The sequence below is a fragment of the Amycolatopsis sp. NPDC004378 genome, from assembly GCF_053602455.1.
In genome coordinates this window covers 279,578-295,300 of the sequence record NZ_JBSGDR010000003.1, presented here as the reverse complement: position 1 = coordinate 295,300, position 15,723 = coordinate 279,578, and the positions used below count along the sequence as shown (strand labels likewise).

The window sequence follows — 15,723 nt, the reverse complement described above, 5'->3', positions numbered from 1 at the left end:
TCGCTCCGGCGCCCTCCCGCCCGGTGGGACTCCTCCCCCACGTGGAGCAGCGGCTACGCCCGGCGTCCGGCGTTCGCCTTGATCGCGTCACGGACGAATTCCGCGACGCCCGGCCGCTGCTCGTCCTCCCGGACGAGGAATCCGAGCTGCACCGGCTCGGTGACGTAGAGCTCACCGATCCGCTGCTGCGTCTCGTACGAGCACTCGCCCATCACGCGGGCGAGCATCGCCCGGTGCTCCTCGGCCAGGTCCATCGCCTCGGAGCCGTCCGGGGCGCCGCCCGCGTCCAGGACGCCCCGCAGCCGGCGGACCCAGTCCCGGCGGACGGCTTCCCCGGCCGCCAGGTCCTCCTTGGACGGTGCCGCCGCGCCCCGCCATTCGGGCGTGTGCCCCCACCGCCGTGCGGCCTCCTCCGCGTAGCCCTCCGGCTCGCGGAACCCGCCGAACACCTCGAACTTCTCCTCGGGCGTCAGTGCGTTGCCCATGGCTCTCGCCTCCATCACGCGATCGACGGCCGCGACCATCCGCCCGAGCTCGCCCATCCGCGCCACGAGCAGCTCCCGCTGTCTCTTCAGGTGCGCTTCGGCGTCGATGCCCGGGTCGTCCACGAGGGTCGCGATCGTCTCGAGGGGGAACCCGAGCTCCCGGTAGAACAGGATGCGCTGCAGCCGGTCGAGGTCCTCGTCGTCGTAACTGCGGTACCCGGCGTGCGTCCGGCCGCTCGGGCTGAGCAGGCCGATCTCGTCGTAGTGGTGCAGCGTCCGGACGGTGACCCCGGCCAGGGCGGCGACCTTGCCCACGGGATGCCCCATCGTTCCCCTCCTCGTCCCGGCCGGTGTGGCCCTTGCGGTGACCACGCTCGTGCCTCACGCGACGTGAGGGTCAAGTGTCACCCTTCCGTAGCCGTCGCGACCCGGCGAGCGCGGTTAGCCTGGCTCGATGAGGGCGGAGGTCGCGGTGGGCGGTGCGATCGCCGTGATCGCGCTGGTCACGGCCGTCTGGGTCGTCGTGCGGCGGCGGCGGAAACCGCCGGGTTCCGAGGCGAGGGCGGTGCTCGGTGACGTGCCGCACGCACCCCTGTCGGCCGTGCGCCGCGACGCGCTGCTGGCGCGGATCGAGAAGACCTTCGCCGCCGGCCGGTTCTGCGTCCTGCTCGGCGGGAGCGGCGCGGGCAAGACCCACCTGGCCGCCGCGTTCGCCCGCGAGAGCCGGGCTCCGGTGGTCTGGGTCGCGGACCCGGCGAACGCCGCCCGCGCCGGCTTGGCGTCGATCGACGCCCTCGACGACGCGGTCGTGGTCTTCGACGGCGCGACCGACCCGGACGCGCTCAACCGCTGGCTGCCCGCCCGGGCGCGGGTGCTCGTCACCACTCGCGTGCCGGACTTCGAGGTCCTCGGCGGCACGGTCCCCGTCGGCGGGTTCGAGGAGGCCGAGGCGGCCCGGTTCCTGGTCGCCCGAGCGGGCGAGGCCGCGCCGGAGGTGGCCCGGGAGCTGGGTTTCCTGCCGCTGGCGCTGGCCCAGGCGGGCGCGGTGATCCGGCGCCACGGCGTCGCGGGTTACCTCGAGCGGCTGCCGCACACGCCGCCGCTGGAACGGGAGCCGGGCGAGGCCCACCCGGCGGCCGTCGAAGACACGACGCTCGCGGCGCTCCGGATGGTGGCGGCCCGGGACAGCCGGGCGCTGGTCGCCGCCGAGTTGCTGGCGGTGCTGGCTTCGCAGGGCACGCGCCGCGAGCTGGCGCACCGCGTCGGGCCCGACCCGGTCGCGGTCGACGCGGCCCTCGCGGGGCTCGCGGACGCCTCGCTCGCGGAGTTCCGCGGCGGTGTGGTCGTGATGCACCGCCTGACGCAGCGGGCGGTGCTGGGCCGGTTGCACGCGGAGGACCGCCTCGGACCGGCCCTGGACCGGGCGTTCACGGTGGTCGAGACGCCCCTGCCGGCGGCGGACCTCGTCGACCACGCGGCCGCGCTGTGGCGCCACTTCCGAGCCCTGCCGACAGCGGAGATAGCGCCCCGCCTCCCCCGCATCCTGCGCATGCGCCGACGCGCGGTCGACGCGCTGGTGGAGGCGGGCGCACTCACCCAGGCCCGGACGCTCGGCCTGGAGGTGCTGGCGGACCACCATGCGTACCTGCCGGCCGGGCACGAGGACATCGCCCAGGCGGCCCGGTCCCGCTACCGGGCGGCGCGGGCCCTGTCCCGGGCAGGTTGACCGAGCCGTCCCCGGCTACGCCCGGCCGAATCGAGCCGCAGAGCCAGGCGAGAGGCCGAGCCACACGCGGTCGGGGGCCGCCGCGCGGCCCGCTTCCTGGCTCGGCGGGGCGCGTGTCGCCGCAAGCAAGCGCTACCCGGCCACAGGGTGCACGGCACCCGGCTGAGCCTGCCCGGGCTGCCACAGCGGCCGCGGGGCCAGCCCGCCCGGGCTGCCGCGGCGGCCGCGAGGTCAGCCCGCCCGAGCCGCCCCTACCGCGGGTCAGCGGCGGCGCGTCCGCAGGTAGTCCCCGACCACCGCCGCGCCCAGGCCGTCCAGGTCCGGGGCGATCACGCGGCCGCCCGAGCGGCGGGCGATCACGTCGACGAAGGCCGTCAGCCGGGGGTCGTCGCCCAGGCGGAACACCGAGACCGACGCGCCCAGCTTGGCCAGGCGGTCCACTTCGGACAGTGTCTTGTGGAGGGTCACCGGCTGGGGCGGGTAGTCGAAGACCGCCTCGCCGTCCGGTTCCAGGTGGGCCGTCGGCTCGCCGTCGGTGACCATCAGGACCACCGGCTGCGCGTCCGGGTGGCGGCGCAGGTGCTGCCCGGCCAGCAGCAGCCCGTGGTGGGCGTTCGTGCCCTGCTCCCACGCGCCCTCCAACCCGATCAGCTCGGGCAGCTCCACCGACATCGCGTACCGGCCGAAGGTGATCAGCTGCAGCGCGTCGTTGCGGAACCGCGTGCTGATCAGCTGGTGCAGCGCGAGCGCCGTGCGCTTCATCGGCAGCCAGCGGCCCTCCTGCACCATCGACCACGACGTGTCCACCAGCAGCGCGACCGCCGCCCGTGAGCGGTGCTCCGTCTCGACCACTTCGACGTCCTCGACGTCCAGCCGCACCGAGCGCTCCCCCACCGCCACCGACCGCAGGACGGCGTTGCGGATCGTCCGGGGCACGTCCCACGGCTGCATGTCCCCGAACCGCCACGGCCGGGACGCGCCCGTCGGCTCGCCCGCCGCGCCCGCCGACTCGGTCTCGCGCTCGCCGGTCTTGCCGCGCAGCGCGTTCACGATGTCGGACAGCGCCGTCTCGCCCAGGCGCCGCAACGCCTTGGGCGACAACCGGAGCGACCCGTCGGCGGCGCGCTCGAACAGGCCCTGGCGGCGCAGCTCACGCTCCAGTTCGGACAGTCGCCGGGCGTCGACCCCGGCGTCCTTGCCCAGCTGGCGTTCGAGTGCCTCCAGGTCGATGTCCTCCAGCCGGGCGCCCGGGTACGACTGGCCGAGCTGCTCGGCCAGCGCGTCCAGCTCGGCGAGGTCCGCCATCGCCTGGGCGCCTTCGCCCATGCCCAGCGGGTTCTTGCCGCGGAAGCGTTCCGAGCCGGTCCAGTCCTCGCCCGGCCGCGCCGCGCGCAGCTGGGCGTCCAATTGGGACAGTTGCTGGGCGAGCCGCGGGTCGCCGAACGCCTGCTGGGTCAGCTCGGCCAGTTCGGCGCGCTGCTCGGCGGACATCGAGTTGAGCATCCGCTGGGCCGCCGCGGACCGGGCGGCGAGCGCGTCGATCAGCTCCTCGACGTTGCGCGGGTTCTCCGGGAAGAACTCGCCGTGCTTCGCCATGAAGTCGTCGAAGCGCTCCTGGATGTCCTCGGCGCTTTGGGCGTGCGCCGCGAGGAGGTCGTTGAGGTCCGAGAGCATCTCGTTGATGCGCTCGACGTCCTCGGGCCCGGCGTTCTGCAGCGCCTGCTTCATGCCCTGGAACCGCGACTCCATCAGCTCCTGGCCGAGGAGGTCCCGGATCTTCTGGTAGTTCTCCCGGCCCTGCTCGGAACGCCAGTCGTACTCGGCCAGCTCGTTCACGGCCGCGGCCGTGCCCGGTGGCAGGGCGTCCAGCTGCGCCTCCCGGAACCGGGCTTCGTCGTCCGGGTCCGGGAAGAGCTCGCGCCGTTCGGCTTCCAACGCTTCGGAAAGCAGGCGCTGGACCTCCTGCAGGGTGCCGTCGAGGTTGTTGCGACGCTGGATCTGCGACCGGCGCTGCCACAGGCGCCGGGTCAGCTCGTCCAGGCCCGACGTGCGGTCGGTGCCGCGCCGGAGGAGTTCCTCCAGCGCCGAACGCGGCGACGACCCGGCCATCACTTCGCGGCCGATCTCGTCGAGCGCGTCACGCAGGTCGGCCGGCGGCGCGAGCGGGTCCGGCCCGTCGTGCCACGGGCCGTAGGAGTAGCCGTCGGGAAGCGGGACCGCGGTCATCGGCCGTAGACGGTCGTCGCGTCGTCGGAGTCCTTGGCCAGTCGCCGCGCCAGGAACAGCGATTCGAGGGCGAGCTCGACGGCGGCAGCGATCCGGCCAGCGGGCTCGTCGGCCGAGACCCCGGCCCGCGAGGCGACCTCGTGCAGCACCGGCAGTTCCGGTAGCGCGGCCAGCACCTCCTTCGCCGGGACGCGCTCGCCGGTGGCTACGAGGTGCCCTTCCTCGACGGCGTCGGCGAGCGGGCGCAGGTCCAGCCCGGCGAACCGCTCGCGGGCGGTCTCGGCGATCGCCCGGCGCAGCAGGTGCACGAGGTGCTCGATCTCGCGGCCTTCTTCGCCGGGCTCGAACTCGATCTTGCCGCGCAGCACCGACGGGACGGCGTCGAGGTCGACCGGCCGCGCGACGGCCGGCTGCTCTCCGGTCAGCGCCGAGCGCCGCAGCGCCGCGGCCGCGACGGTCTCCGCGGCGGCGACGGCGAACCGCGCCGACACCCCGGACCGCTGGTCGATGACCGGCGAGTCGCGCAGGTTCCGGACGAACCGGGCGAGGACCTCCAGCAGCGGCTCGCCGACTTCGGCGACGAGGTTCGCCTCCTGCTTGACGACGGCGACCTCGGCCTCGACGTCCAGCGGGTAGTGGGTGCGGATCTCCGCACCGAAGCGGTCCTTGAGCGGCGTGATGATCCGGCCTCGGTTGGTGTAGTCCTCGGGGTTGGCGGTGGCGACGAGCAGGACGTCCAGCGGCAGCCGCAGCGTGTAGCCGCGGACCTGGATGTCGCGCTCCTCCATCACGTTGAGCAGCGCGACCTGGATGCGCTCGGCGAGGTCGGGCAGCTCGTTGATGGCGACGATGCCGCGGTGGGCGCGCGGGACCAGGCCGAAGTGGATGGTCTCGGGGTCGCCGAGGCTGCGGCCTTCGGCGACCTTCACCGGGTCGACGTCGCCGATCAGGTCGCCGACCGACGTGTCCGGCGTGGCGAGCTTTTCGGTGTAGCGCTCGGAACGGTGGCGCCACGTCACGGGCAGGTCGTCGCCGAGCTCGGCGGCGCGGCGGAGCGACGCGGGCGTGATCGGCTGCAGCGGGTGTTCGCCCAGCTCGGAACCCTCGATGACGGGCGTCCACTCGTCGAGCAGGCCGGCGAGGGTGCGCAGCAGGCGGGTCTTGCCCTGGCCGCGTTCGCCGAGCAGGACGACGTCGTGCCCGGCCAGCAGCGCGCGTTCGAGCTGCGGCAGCACGGTGCGGGAGAACCCGACGATGCCGGGCCAGGCGTCCTCGCCGTTCTTGAGCGCCTCGAGGAGGTTGTCGTGGATCTCTTGCGCGATCGGCCGCGGCTCGTACCCGGCCGCGCGCAGGGCCCCGGCGGTGCGGGGAAGAGCGTCTGGAACTGCGTTCACCCGTTCGACGCTACTGCCGGATCGGCGGCCCGTCGATGTGGAGCGACTCCAGCGTGGGCGCGCTCTGCCGTCGCGGGACGAGCCGGTAAAATAGGGCGTCGTGTGCCGTCCCAGTGCGACTTTCGCCGTCTGGTCCTCCGCGTGGCTGAACGGAGCCGCGGCGTCCGACGATGTGCTCGACGCCCTGCTCGCGTGGGGTGAGGCCCACGACGTGGTCGCCGCCGACGCGGCCGCGGCCGACGCGTTCGCGCTCCCGCTGGCCTTCAACCGGGCGGCCACGCCGGTCCAGCTCCTGATGGCGTTGCGTTCGCAGGGAGCGAAAAGCATGCAGCTGGTGCTCCCGGTCCCGGGCGACGTCCGCGGCCTGGGTGCCGGCGGCCCGTTCACCGAGGCGGCGCTGCGCGCGGGTGACGCGGTGGTGCTGCCGGACCTCGGCTTCGGCCTGGTGCCGGAGCCGATCGCCGAGGGCCTGGTCCGGTGGACGGTCTACGCCCTGTCCTCGCCGGCACCGCCGGAGTTCGTCGCCCTGGGCGAAGCCGAACACGGCCTGACCGACGCGATCCGCGCGAGCGCGGGCGCGCTGCAGACCCTGGACGTCGCCTCCGACCGCCCGGGAGTCCGCGCGGAGCTGTCGGCGCACCTGCGGGCCCGGCCGGACGTCGACTGGCCGGCCGGCACCCCGGGGCGCGCCTTGCGGGTGCTGCAACGAGCCGAGGAGATCGCGGCGATCCTGACGATCGCGTCCTCGGACGACCCGGGCGGCGCGCTGTCGGCTTCGGCGTCGACGTTGCGAGCCCAGGCGTTGCGGCCCCTGTCGGACGCAGTGCGAACGGCCCGGTGCGCGGCGGTCAACGAGGCCGTGCGGGTGTTCGCCGAGCAGACGGCCCGCGAAGGCTAGCGACCCGGGCGCTTGGCCGGTTCGCAGCAGCCGACCGCGCACGGCGCGCCGTTGACCGTGCAGCCCGCCGCCGTGAACGGGGACAGCTTCCGCGGGGGGACGCCGTGCGTGTGCTCGCGGATCAGCTCCACCACCAGCTCCGCGAAGCGCGGATCCGCACCCGCCGTGGCCGCGCGGGCGAAGGCCATTCCGTGGTCCGCCGCGCGTTCCGCTGCCTCGTTGTCCAGGTCCCAGATCACCTCGAGGTGGTCCGAGACGAACCCGATCGGCGAGACGACCACGCCCGTGACGCCCGCGGCGTGCAGTGCGTCGATGTGGTCGACGATGTCCGGCTCCAGCCACGGGACCTGCGGCGGCCCGGACCGGGACTGCCAGACGACGTCGTACTCGGCAATCCCCGCTTCGGCGGCCACCAGGCGCGCCGCCTCCGCGATCTGGCGGGAGTACCGGTGACCGCCCTCGGCCGGCGGGCCCGACGCGCGGTCCGCGCTCGACGGCACCGAGTGCGCCGTGAACACCGTGCGGATCCCCGGCGCGTTCCCGAGCGAGGCGTGCGCCGCGCGGACGCCGTCCGCCACCGCCGAGACGAACAGCGGGTGGTCGAAGAACTGGCGCAGCTTCACCATTTCGGGTGCGTCGGTGCCGACCGCCGCGCGGGCGCGCTCGATGTCCTCGTCGTACTGGCGGCACGCCGAGTAGCCGCCGTACGCGCTCGTCGGGAACACCAGGACCCGCCGGGCGCCGGACGCGGTCAGCGACGCGAGCGTGTCCTCGACCATCGGGTGCCAGTTGCGGTTGCCGAAGTGCACCGGCAGGTCCATGCCGGCGGCCGCGAGCTGCTTCTCGACCGCGGCCATCGCGTCGCGGTTCAGCTTGTTGATCGGCGAAACACCGCCGAAGTGCTGGTAGTGCTCGGCGACTTCGAGCAGCCGCTCCCGCGGCACACCCCGGCCCTTGGTGACGTTCTCGAGGAACGGCATGACGTCGTCGGGCCCTTCCGGACCGCCGAACGAAAGCCACAGCAACGCGTCGTATCCCACCCCGCCATCTTGCCGATGTGGCGGCCCGCACGCTGACGCGGGCCCATTATGAATCGACCAGTACAGAACTGTGCTACGGTCGGGCCATGGCCAGGCCACGGGAGTTCGACGAGACCGCCGCCGTCGAAAAGGCGATGCACGCCTTCTGGGAACACGGCTACGAGGCGACGTCGACGCAGGACCTCTGCGACGCCACCGGGCTCGGACGCAGCAGCGTCTACAACACCTTCACCAGCAAACGGGCCCTCTTCCGGCGTTCGCTCACGCACTACACCAGCACCCAGCTCGGCAAGCGGCAGGCGATCCTCGACGGCCCGGGCACCGCGGCCGAGCGGCTCGCCACGGTCCTCGACCAGACCGTCGAAGACGACGTCGAGCAACGCCGGCGCGGCTGCCTCGTGGTCAACACCCTGGCCGAGCTCGGCTTGCCCGACGACGAAGTCGGCGCCGCCCTGCGGGACGACACCGACCGAAACCTGGCCATGTTCGCCGAATGCGTCCGGGAAGGCGTGCTCGACGGCAGCCTCCGCGACGGCCTCGACCCCGCCGACGTGGCGGAGTTCCTGCTCAGCACCACCTCGGGCCTGCGTGTGCTGGCCCGCCGGGGTACGAGCCGCGAGCGCATGCACGCCGTCGCGGACATCGCGCTGGCGGGCATCACGCGCTGAACACCACTTCGGCAACGGCGAACCATGCCCTGATTTTGAACTGACCGATACATAACCGGAGGGACCCTCATGCCCCTGGCCGTCTTCGTTCTCGGGCTCAGCGTGTTCGCGCTGGGCACGTCCGAGTTCATGATCACCGGCCTGCTCCCCGGCATGGCCGCCGACCTGCACGTGAGCATCCCCGACGCCGGCCTGCTGATCTCCGCGTTCGCCATCGGCATGGTCGTCGGCGCGCCCCTGCTGGCCATCGGCACCCTGCGCCTGCCCCGCCGCCGGACGCTGCTGGCCCTGCTCGGCGTGTTCGCCGTGGCGCACGTCGTCGGCGCGCTCGCCGACGGGTACGCGCTCCTCTTCGCGACGCGGGTGGTCGCGGCGCTGGCCTGCGCCGGGTTCTGGGCCGTCGCCCTGGCGACGACGATCGCGCTCGTGCCCGTCGAGCGGCGCGGGCGCGCGATGGCGGTGCTGGTCGGCGGGCTGACCGTGGCGAACATCGCCGGGGTGCCCGCCGGCACCTTCCTCGGCCAGCACGCCGGCTGGCGGACGGCGTTCTGGGCGGTCACGGCGGTGACCGCGCTCGCGGTGATCGGCGTGGCCCTGCTGGTGCCCGAGACGACCGGCGGACCGCTGAGCGTCCGGGGCGAACTGCGGCTCTACCGGCGCGGCCGGGTCTGGCTCGCGCTCGGCGTGATCGCCCTGTGCCAGGCCATGATCTTCGCCGCGTTCAGCTACCTGGCGCCGTTGCTGACCGAGACCGACGGCCTGCCCGGCGAATGGGTGCCGGGCGTTCTGGCGCTGTTCGGCGTCGGCGCGCTGCTCGGGATCAGCGCGGGCGGGCGGCTGGCCGACCGGCGGCCGTTCGCCACGCTGTACGGCTGCCTCGCCCTCGCGCTGACGGCGTTGCTCGTGCTCGCCCTGACCACCGACGCGCTCGTCGCCGTCGCGGCCGTGCTCGTCTTCGGTGTGGCCGCGTTCGGTGCCAACCCGGCACTGAACCTCCGCGCCTTCCAGGCCGCCGGGGACGCGCCGACGCTCGTCGGGGCCAGCACGACCGCGGCGTTCAACGTCGGCAACACGGTCGGGCCCTGGCTGGGCGGCGTCGCGATCGACGCCGGGTTCGGCTTCCCGAGTGTCGCCTGGACCGGGATCGCGCTCGGCGCGGCGACGGTGGCCGCGCTCACGGTCGCCGCCGCCGTCCAGCGGAGCGACGACCGTGAGCCGGTGGCCGTGTGAGGCTCAGACGCCGAGGAAGTGGACCCCGCCGTCGACCATGATCATCGAGCCGGTCGTGGCCGGGAGCCAGTCCGACAGCACCGCGCAGACGCTCTTCGCCACCGGGTCCGGGTCCGTGCTGTCCCAGCCGAGCGGCGCGCGGTCGCCCCAGCCGTCCTCCAGGTCGACGAAGCCCGGGATGGACTTGGCCGCCATCGTCTTCATCGGGCCGGCGCTGACCAGGTTGACGCGGATGCCCTGCGGGCCCAGCTCCTTGGCCAGGTAGCGGTTGACCGACTCGAGCCCGGCCTTCGCCACGCCCATCCAGTTGTAGACCGGCCACGCGACGCGCGCGTCGAAGTCCATGCCGACGTACGACGCACCGCGGCCCATCAGCGGCAGGCACGCCTTCGCCAGCGACATGTACGAGTACGTCGAGATCTCGATCGCGGTCTTGACGTCCTCGGCGGGCGCGTCGAGGAACGGCGCGCCGAGGCAGGTCTGCGGCGCGAAGCCGATCGAGTGCAGCACGCCGTCGAGGCCGTCGACGTGCTCGCGGACCTTGTCGGCGAGGCCGTCGAGGTGCTCCTGGTTGGTGACGTCCAGCTCGATCACGGGCGCCTCTTCGGGCAGCCGCTTCGCGATGCGCTCGACGAGCGACATGCGGCCGAAGCCGGTCAGCACCACCTTCGCGCCCTCCTGCTGCGCGATCTTGGCCGCGTGGAAGGCGAGCGAGGCGTCGGTGATGATGCCGGTGATCAGCAGGCGCTTGCCTTCGAGCAGTCCGGGCACGGGTCCTCCAAGTCTGGTTCGGGATGAGGGCGAAAGATCAGTGGCCGAGGCCGAGGCCGCCGTCGACCGGCAGCACCGCGCCGTTGACGTAGCCGGCTTCCTCGGAGGCCAGGTAGCGCACCGCGGCGGCGATCTCGGCCGGCTCGGCGTACCGGCCCGACGGCACCGCCGCGAGGATCTCCTTCTTGCGGTCCTCGGACAGCTCGTCGGTCATGTCGGTGTGCACGAAACCGGGCGCGATCACGTTCGAGGTGATGTTGCGGGAGCCGAGCTCGCGGGCCAGCGACCGCGCGAAGCCGACGAGGCCCGCCTTCGACGCCGCGTAGTTGGCCTGGCCGGCCGAGCCGGAGAGGCCGACCACCGAAGAGATGAAGATGAACCGGCCCCACTTGCCGCGCAGCATCCCGCGCGAAGCACGCTTCGCGACGCGGTAGGCGCCGGTCAGGTTCGCGTTGACGACGCGCTCGAACTGCTCGTCGCTCATCCGCATGAGCAGCGTGTCGTCGGTCAGCCCCGCGTTGGACACCAGCACCTCGACCGGGCCCTGGTGCTCCTCGACGAGCTTGAACGCGGCGTCGATCTGCTCGGTGTCGGTGACGTCCGCCCGGACCCCGAAGAGCCCGTCCGGCGCACCCGAACCACGGTGCGTGACGGCGACCTGGTGCCCCTGCTCGGCGAGGTCCCGGGCGATCGCCAAACCGATGCCTCGGTTACCCCCGGTGACCAGAACCGACCGTCCCACAGTGTTCTCCCTCTTCTTCGACCCGTGCGCTGCTGCCGGGCACGAGGTTATCGGCAGTCCCGCCGCGACGCGCACCCGCGCCCGCGGTGTCCGCGACCGTCCTAAGCGGGTGTTAGGAACTGCCCTCCGACCTTGCTGGTTACCCGCTGGTTGGTCACCGTGAGTCGCAACACAGGAGGTCGACGATGACAACCCGGATCAGCGGCCCGGACGCCGTGGCCGTGAGCGAGAAACGCGTTATCGGCAACGTGCTTCGCGGCTCGATCGGCAACTTGATCGAGTGGTACGACTGGTACGCCTATGCGGCGTTCACCACATACTTCGCCAAGTCCTTCTTCCCCACCAGCGACACCACGGCGGCGTTCCTCGGGACCGCGGCCGTGTTCGCCGTCGGGTTCCTCATGCGGCCGCTCGGCGGCTGGATGCTCGGCCGCTTCGCCGACCGGTTCGGCCGCCGCAGCGCGCTCGTGCTCTCGGTGACGTTCATGGCGGGCGGCTCGCTCCTCATCGCCGTCACGCCCAGCTATCACACGATCGGGATCGCCGCGCCGATCCTGCTGCTCGTCGCCCGGCTCATCCAGGGGCTCTCGGTCGGCGGCGAGTACTCCACCTCGGCGACCTACCTCTCGGAGGTGGCCACGCCCGGCAAGCGCGGCTTCTACTCGAGCTTCCAGTACGTGACGCTCTACGGCGGCCAGCTGCTGGCCCTGGGCCTCCAGCTGATCCTGCAGGCGATCCTCACCGAACAGCAGCTGACGGCGTGGGGCTGGCGGATCGCGTTCGGCGTCGGGACGGTCGCCGCGCTGACGGTGATGTGGCTGCGGCGCGGCATGGACGAGTCGGCGAGCTACGAGCAGGTGGCGGGCGACGACCACGGCAAGGCGGCCGGTGACCGCGGCACCCTGCGCACGCTGGCCGAGTACCCCAAGGAGATCGCGCTCGTCGTCGGCCTGACGCTCGGCGGAACCGTCGGCTTCTACACCTTCGCCACCTACAGCCAGAAGTTCCTGGAGAACACCGCGCACATCCCGCGCCGGCAGGTGACGATCGTGCTGTTCTGCGCGATCCTCGTCGCGGCGCTGCTGCAGCCGCTGGCCGGGAAGCTGTCGGACCGGATCGGCCGCCGCCCGCTGCTGCTGTTCTTCGGCATCGGCGGCACGCTGCTCACCGTCCCGCTGATGACGGTGATGGGCTCGACCCGCAACCCGGTCGGCGCGTTCTTCCTGGTGCTGGCCGGGCTCGTGATCGTCGCCGGCTACACGTCGATCAACGCGATCGTGAAGGCCGAGCTGTTCCCGACGAAGATCCGCGCGCTCGGCGTCGGGCTGCCCTACGCGCTGACCGTGGCGCTTTTCGGCGGCACCGCCGAGCTGATCGCGCAGGCGTTGAAGAGCGCCGGGCACGAGCCGGTGTTCTTCTGGTACGTCGCGGGCACGATCCTCGTCTCGCTGATCGTCTACGGCACAATGCGGGAAACCTCGAAGACCTCCGAGCTGGAGGACCGCAGGGAAGATCGACACTGAGAAAGGGATGACCGTGCGCGTGCTCCTCGTCGAAGACGACGCGGGTGTCGCCGGCGCGCTCGCCGAGTCGCTGCACGCGCGAGGTCATCCCGTCACGAGCGTCGCCCGGGGCGCGGACGCCCTGCACCGCCACCGCGGGGCCGACCTCGTCCTGCTCGACCTGGGCCTGCCGGACCTCGACGGCCTGGACGTCCTGCGGAAGATCCGGGCGGTGTCGCCGGTGCCGGTGATCGTGCTGACCGCCCGCGGCGACGAACGCTCGGTGGTGCGCGCCCTGCGCCTCGGCGCGGACGACTACCTGACCAAGCCGGTGCGCCTGGCCGAGCTGCTGGCCCGGATGGACGCCGTCGTGCGGCGCGCGGTGGCCCGCGCGGCGCCCGCCGGGGACGTCGTGCACGTCGAAGACGTCGAGATCGACCTCGGCGCGCGGCGGGTGCTGGTGGCCGGGCACGACATCGGGCTGACGACCAAGGAGTTCGAGGTCCTGGCCGTGCTCGCCGCGCGGCCGGGGACCGCGGTCAGCCGTCAGCAGCTGATGGACGAGGTCTGGGGCGACGCCTACCTGGCGGTGTCGCGGTCCCTGGACGTCCACCTGACGTCGTTGCGCGCGAAGCTGGACCGGCCGGGGCTGCTCTCCACCATCCGCGGCTTCGGCTACCGGCTCGGCCGGGGCTGACCCGTGCGGACGCGGCTGCTGGTCGTCCTGGTCGCCTTGGCGCTGGCGGTGGTCGCCGCCTTCGCCGTGCCGCTGCTGAGCTCGACGGCCGAGCAGCGCACCCAGCAGCTGGTCATCTCGCGGACCGCCGACGTCGACCGGTTCGTCGTGCTGGCCCAGCAGGCCGTCGACACCCGCGACCCGGCCGCGCTCGTCGCCGACGCGGCCCGCTACGCCGACCTGTACGGCGAAGGCGTCGTCATCGTGGACGCGCGCCGCGCGCCGCTGGTGCAGGCGGGCGGGCTCACCGCGGCCGACCCGGCGGTGCACGCGCTGGTGGAGGCGACGATGCGCAACGAGCCGGCGCCGCAGGTCGGCCGGCTGCGCCCGTGGTCGGCCGAACCGGCCTACTTCGCGCGACCGGTCGGCACCGGCACCCGGGTGTCCGGCGTGGTCGTGCTGCGGGCGTCGGTGACGGCGGCGGCCGCGGACGTCGCCACCCGCTGGGGCACCATCGGCGCCGGGGCGCTGCTGGTCGCGGTCGTGTTCGTGCTGCTCGCCGTCGTGCTGGCCCGCTGGATGGTGCGGCCACTGCACGAACTGGAGACCGGGGTGCTGGCCGTCGCCGCCGGGCACCGCGCGCACGTCCCGGAGCGCACCGGCCCGCGTGAGCTGCGCGTGCTCGCCGGCGAGGTCAACCGGATGTCCGAGGCCGTGCTGGAGGCCGCCGACCAGCAGCACCGGCTGGTCGCCGACGCCTCGCACCAGCTGCGCAATCCGCTGGCGGCGCTGCGGTTGCGCGTCGACTCCCTCGCCGCCCAGGTCGACGGCGGCAACCGCACCTACCGCGCGACCGTGGCGGAGGTGGAGCGCCTCGAGAAGCTCCTCGACGGGATGCTCGCGCTCGCGCTGGCCGAGAGCACGGCGACACGCGTCGCCGCGGGCGGTACCGACGATGCGTGTGACCTGGCCGCGGTCCTCGCCGAGCGCGTCGACGCCTGGCGGCCCGCCGCCGAGGACGCCGGTTCGGCGATCGTGCCGCCGCCCGGGCACGACGAGCCGGTGACCGTCCGCTGCCCGGAAGGCGAGCTGGCGCAGATCCTGGACGTGGTGCTGGACAACGCCGTCCACTACGCCGGCCGCGGCGCGAAGATCACCACGGACTGGTCGGCGAGCGCGTCATCGGCGACGCTCGTCGTCGCCGACGACGGGCCCGGTCTGTCCACAGAGGACCGGGCGCGGGCCACCGAACGGTTCTGGCGTGCCGGCGGCGAAGGCGCGCCCCGCGGGACCGGCCTCGGGCTCGCCATCGCGCACCAGCAGGTGCGCACCCGCGGCGGGGTCCTGGACCTGCGCCAAGCCGTGCCGCACGGCCTCGAAGTCCACGTGACGCTGCCGCTGGCGGAGGCGCCATGACCACCACGCGGCGCGGCTTCCTGCTCGGCGGCCTCGGGCTCGCCCTCGCCGGCTGCTCGACGTCCGGCTACAGCGGCCCGGAGCGCACGCTCACCATCGCCGCCGGCGAGCGCGGCGGGTTCTACCTCGCCTTCGCCGAGCTGCTGGCGACCGAGCTGAGCCGCGCGGAGCCCCGGCTGCACGCCACCGCCGTGCCGACCGAGGCGAGCGTCGCCAACGTCGACCTGGTGCGGCGCGGGCAGGCCGATCTCGGGCTGGTGCTCGCCGACGTCGCCCAGACGGCGCTCGCCGGGGGCGCACCGTTCACCGGGAAGGTGCCGCTGCTCGCGCTCGGCCGCGTCTACGAGAACTACCTCCAGCTCGTGGTGCGCGCCGACGGCCCGGTGCGCCGGCTCGCCGACCTGGCGGGCCGTCCGGTGTCGCTCGGCGCGGGCGGTTCCGGCGCGGCGCAACTGGGCGAGCGGCTGTTCGCGAAGGCCGGCGTCCCGGTGGACGCGAAGCACCTGCTGTTCGACGACGCCGTCCGCGCGCTGGCCGGCCGGCGGATCGACGCGATGCTGTGGTCCGGCGGCGTGCCGACGCCGAAGCTCGCCGACCTCACCCGCACCACGCCCATCGCGCTGCTTCCTCTGGATGCGGTGGTGCCGGCGCTGCGCGCCGCGTACGGGCCGGTGTACGACCAGGTCCAGGTGCCCGACGGCGCGTACCGCGGGGTCGGCGCGCTGGGCACCATCGGCGTGGCGAACCTGCTCGTCTGCTCCCCCGCGCTGCCCGGCGACGTCGCCGCGGCGGTCGTCCGGGTGCTCGTCGAGCGGGCGACCGACCTCGTGCCCGCCGAAGCGGTCGGCACGCAGTTCCTCGACGTCCGGACGCTCATCGGCACCCAGCCGGTGCCGTTGCAGCCGGGCGCGGCGGCCGCGTACCGGGCCCGGCACGGCTGACCGTTAGA

General features: G+C 73.6%; 14 protein-coding genes. 8 read left to right on the top strand and 6 right to left on the bottom strand.

Translation table 11 applies throughout. From position 1 onward, the window contains the following. Window positions 1–53: 53 nt before the first annotated feature. The gene (locus ACWEN0_RS12980; RefSeq protein ID WP_451972537.1) at window positions 54–812 is read right to left on the bottom strand and encodes a MerR family transcriptional regulator; all 759 of its coding nucleotides are present in this window, start codon (window positions 810–812) and stop codon (window positions 54–56) included. Window positions 813–939: 127 nt separating this feature from the next. Here ACWEN0_RS12980 and ACWEN0_RS12975 point away from each other — a divergent pair, with 127 nt between their 5' ends. Continuing rightward, window positions 940–2,211, top strand: coding sequence for a hypothetical protein (locus tag ACWEN0_RS12975; RefSeq protein ID WP_451972535.1), 1,272 nt, complete (start codon window positions 940–942; stop codon window positions 2,209–2,211). Between the two features lie 261 nt (window positions 2,212–2,472). Here ACWEN0_RS12975 and ACWEN0_RS12970 read toward each other — a convergent pair whose 3' ends face one another. Next, complete coding sequence (locus ACWEN0_RS12970) at window positions 2,473–4,437, bottom strand: vWA domain-containing protein (protein WP_451972533.1); 1,965 nt, start codon at window positions 4,435–4,437, stop codon at window positions 2,473–2,475. Next, entirely contained in the window at window positions 4,434–5,831 is a 1,398-nt protein-coding gene (locus ACWEN0_RS12965) for an ATP-binding protein (RefSeq protein WP_451972531.1), read from the bottom strand. The genes ACWEN0_RS12970 and ACWEN0_RS12965 overlap by 4 nt, the downstream gene beginning before the upstream one ends. Before the next feature lie 100 nt (window positions 5,832–5,931). On the opposite strand from ACWEN0_RS12965, the gene ACWEN0_RS12960 reads away from it, so the two are divergent. Further along, entirely contained in the window at window positions 5,932–6,729 is a 798-nt protein-coding gene (locus ACWEN0_RS12960) for a hypothetical protein (RefSeq protein ID WP_451972529.1), read from the top strand. Here the strand turns inward: ACWEN0_RS12960 and ACWEN0_RS12955 are convergent. After that, window positions 6,726–7,769, bottom strand: coding sequence for a ferrochelatase (locus ACWEN0_RS12955; RefSeq protein WP_451972527.1), 1,044 nt, complete (start codon window positions 7,767–7,769; stop codon window positions 6,726–6,728). The genes ACWEN0_RS12960 and ACWEN0_RS12955 overlap by 4 nt on opposite strands. Before the next feature lie 86 nt (window positions 7,770–7,855). Between ACWEN0_RS12955 and ACWEN0_RS12950 the strand changes: the two genes are divergently transcribed. Next, a complete protein-coding gene (locus ACWEN0_RS12950) occupies window positions 7,856–8,437 on the top strand; it encodes a TetR/AcrR family transcriptional regulator (protein WP_451972525.1) in 582 nt (193 codons plus the stop codon). Between the two features lie 69 nt (window positions 8,438–8,506). Next, window positions 8,507–9,667, top strand: a complete 1,161-nt coding sequence (locus ACWEN0_RS12945) for a Cmx/CmrA family chloramphenicol efflux MFS transporter (RefSeq protein ID WP_451972523.1) — start codon at window positions 8,507–8,509, stop codon at window positions 9,665–9,667. A gap of 3 nt (window positions 9,668–9,670) precedes the next feature. Here the strand turns inward: ACWEN0_RS12945 and fabI are convergent, their stop codons facing one another. Both fabI and fabG read right to left on the bottom strand, forming a co-directional pair. Beyond that, window positions 9,671–10,438 carry an enoyl-ACP reductase FabI gene (gene fabI, locus ACWEN0_RS12940; protein WP_451972521.1) on the bottom strand — a complete coding sequence of 256 codons (768 nt, stop codon included), beginning with the start codon at window positions 10,436–10,438 and terminating at the stop codon, window positions 9,671–9,673. Window positions 10,439–10,475: 37 nt separating this feature from the next. Continuing rightward, entirely contained in the window at window positions 10,476–11,180 is a 705-nt protein-coding gene (gene fabG, locus ACWEN0_RS12935) for a 3-oxoacyl-ACP reductase FabG (RefSeq protein ID WP_451972519.1), read from the bottom strand. Window positions 11,181–11,365: 185 nt separating this feature from the next. Here fabG and ACWEN0_RS12930 point away from each other — a divergent pair, with 185 nt between their 5' ends. Genes ACWEN0_RS12930 through ACWEN0_RS12915 form a run of 4 tightly spaced genes read left to right on the top strand, consistent with a single transcriptional unit; the run spans window position 11,366 to window position 15,715 of the window. Continuing rightward, window positions 11,366–12,703 carry an MFS transporter gene (locus tag ACWEN0_RS12930; protein WP_451972517.1) on the top strand — a complete coding sequence of 446 codons (1,338 nt, stop codon included), beginning with the start codon at window positions 11,366–11,368 and terminating at the stop codon, window positions 12,701–12,703. A gap of 7 nt (window positions 12,704–12,710) precedes the next feature. Then, window positions 12,711–13,379 (top strand): response regulator transcription factor, encoded by a 669-nt coding sequence (locus ACWEN0_RS12925; RefSeq protein ID WP_451972515.1) that lies wholly within the window; start codon window positions 12,711–12,713, stop codon window positions 13,377–13,379. A gap of 3 nt (window positions 13,380–13,382) precedes the next feature. Next, complete coding sequence (locus ACWEN0_RS12920; RefSeq protein WP_451972513.1) at window positions 13,383–14,774, top strand: sensor histidine kinase; 1,392 nt, start codon at window positions 13,383–13,385, stop codon at window positions 14,772–14,774. Further along, window positions 14,771–15,715 carry a TAXI family TRAP transporter solute-binding subunit gene (locus ACWEN0_RS12915; RefSeq protein ID WP_451972511.1) on the top strand — a complete coding sequence of 315 codons (945 nt, stop codon included), beginning with the start codon at window positions 14,771–14,773 and terminating at the stop codon, window positions 15,713–15,715. Before ACWEN0_RS12920 ends, ACWEN0_RS12915 begins: the two co-directional genes overlap by 4 nt. Window positions 15,716–15,723 lie beyond the last annotated feature (8 nt).

Excerpts from the sequence above, each read along its gene's own strand:
- ACWEN0_RS12980 (WP_451972537.1), bottom strand. The coding sequence starts at position 812 with ATGGGGCATCCCGTGGGCAAGGTCGCCGCCCTGGCCGGGGTCACCGTC.
- ACWEN0_RS12945 (WP_451972523.1), top strand. The coding sequence starts at position 8,507 with ATGCCCCTGGCCGTCTTCGTTCTCGGGCTCAGCGTGTTCGCGCTGGGC.
- ACWEN0_RS12915 (WP_451972511.1), top strand. The coding sequence starts at position 14,771 with ATGACCACCACGCGGCGCGGCTTCCTGCTCGGCGGCCTCGGGCTCGCC.
- ACWEN0_RS12925 (WP_451972515.1), top strand. The coding sequence starts at position 12,711 with ATGACCGTGCGCGTGCTCCTCGTCGAAGACGACGCGGGTGTCGCCGGC.
- ACWEN0_RS12970 (WP_451972533.1), bottom strand. The coding sequence starts at position 4,437 with ATGACCGCGGTCCCGCTTCCCGACGGCTACTCCTACGGCCCGTGGCAC.
- ACWEN0_RS12975 (WP_451972535.1), top strand. The coding sequence starts at position 940 with ATGAGGGCGGAGGTCGCGGTGGGCGGTGCGATCGCCGTGATCGCGCTG.
- ACWEN0_RS12950 (WP_451972525.1), top strand. The coding sequence starts at position 7,856 with ATGGCCAGGCCACGGGAGTTCGACGAGACCGCCGCCGTCGAAAAGGCG.
- ACWEN0_RS12930 (WP_451972517.1), top strand. The coding sequence starts at position 11,366 with ATGACAACCCGGATCAGCGGCCCGGACGCCGTGGCCGTGAGCGAGAAA.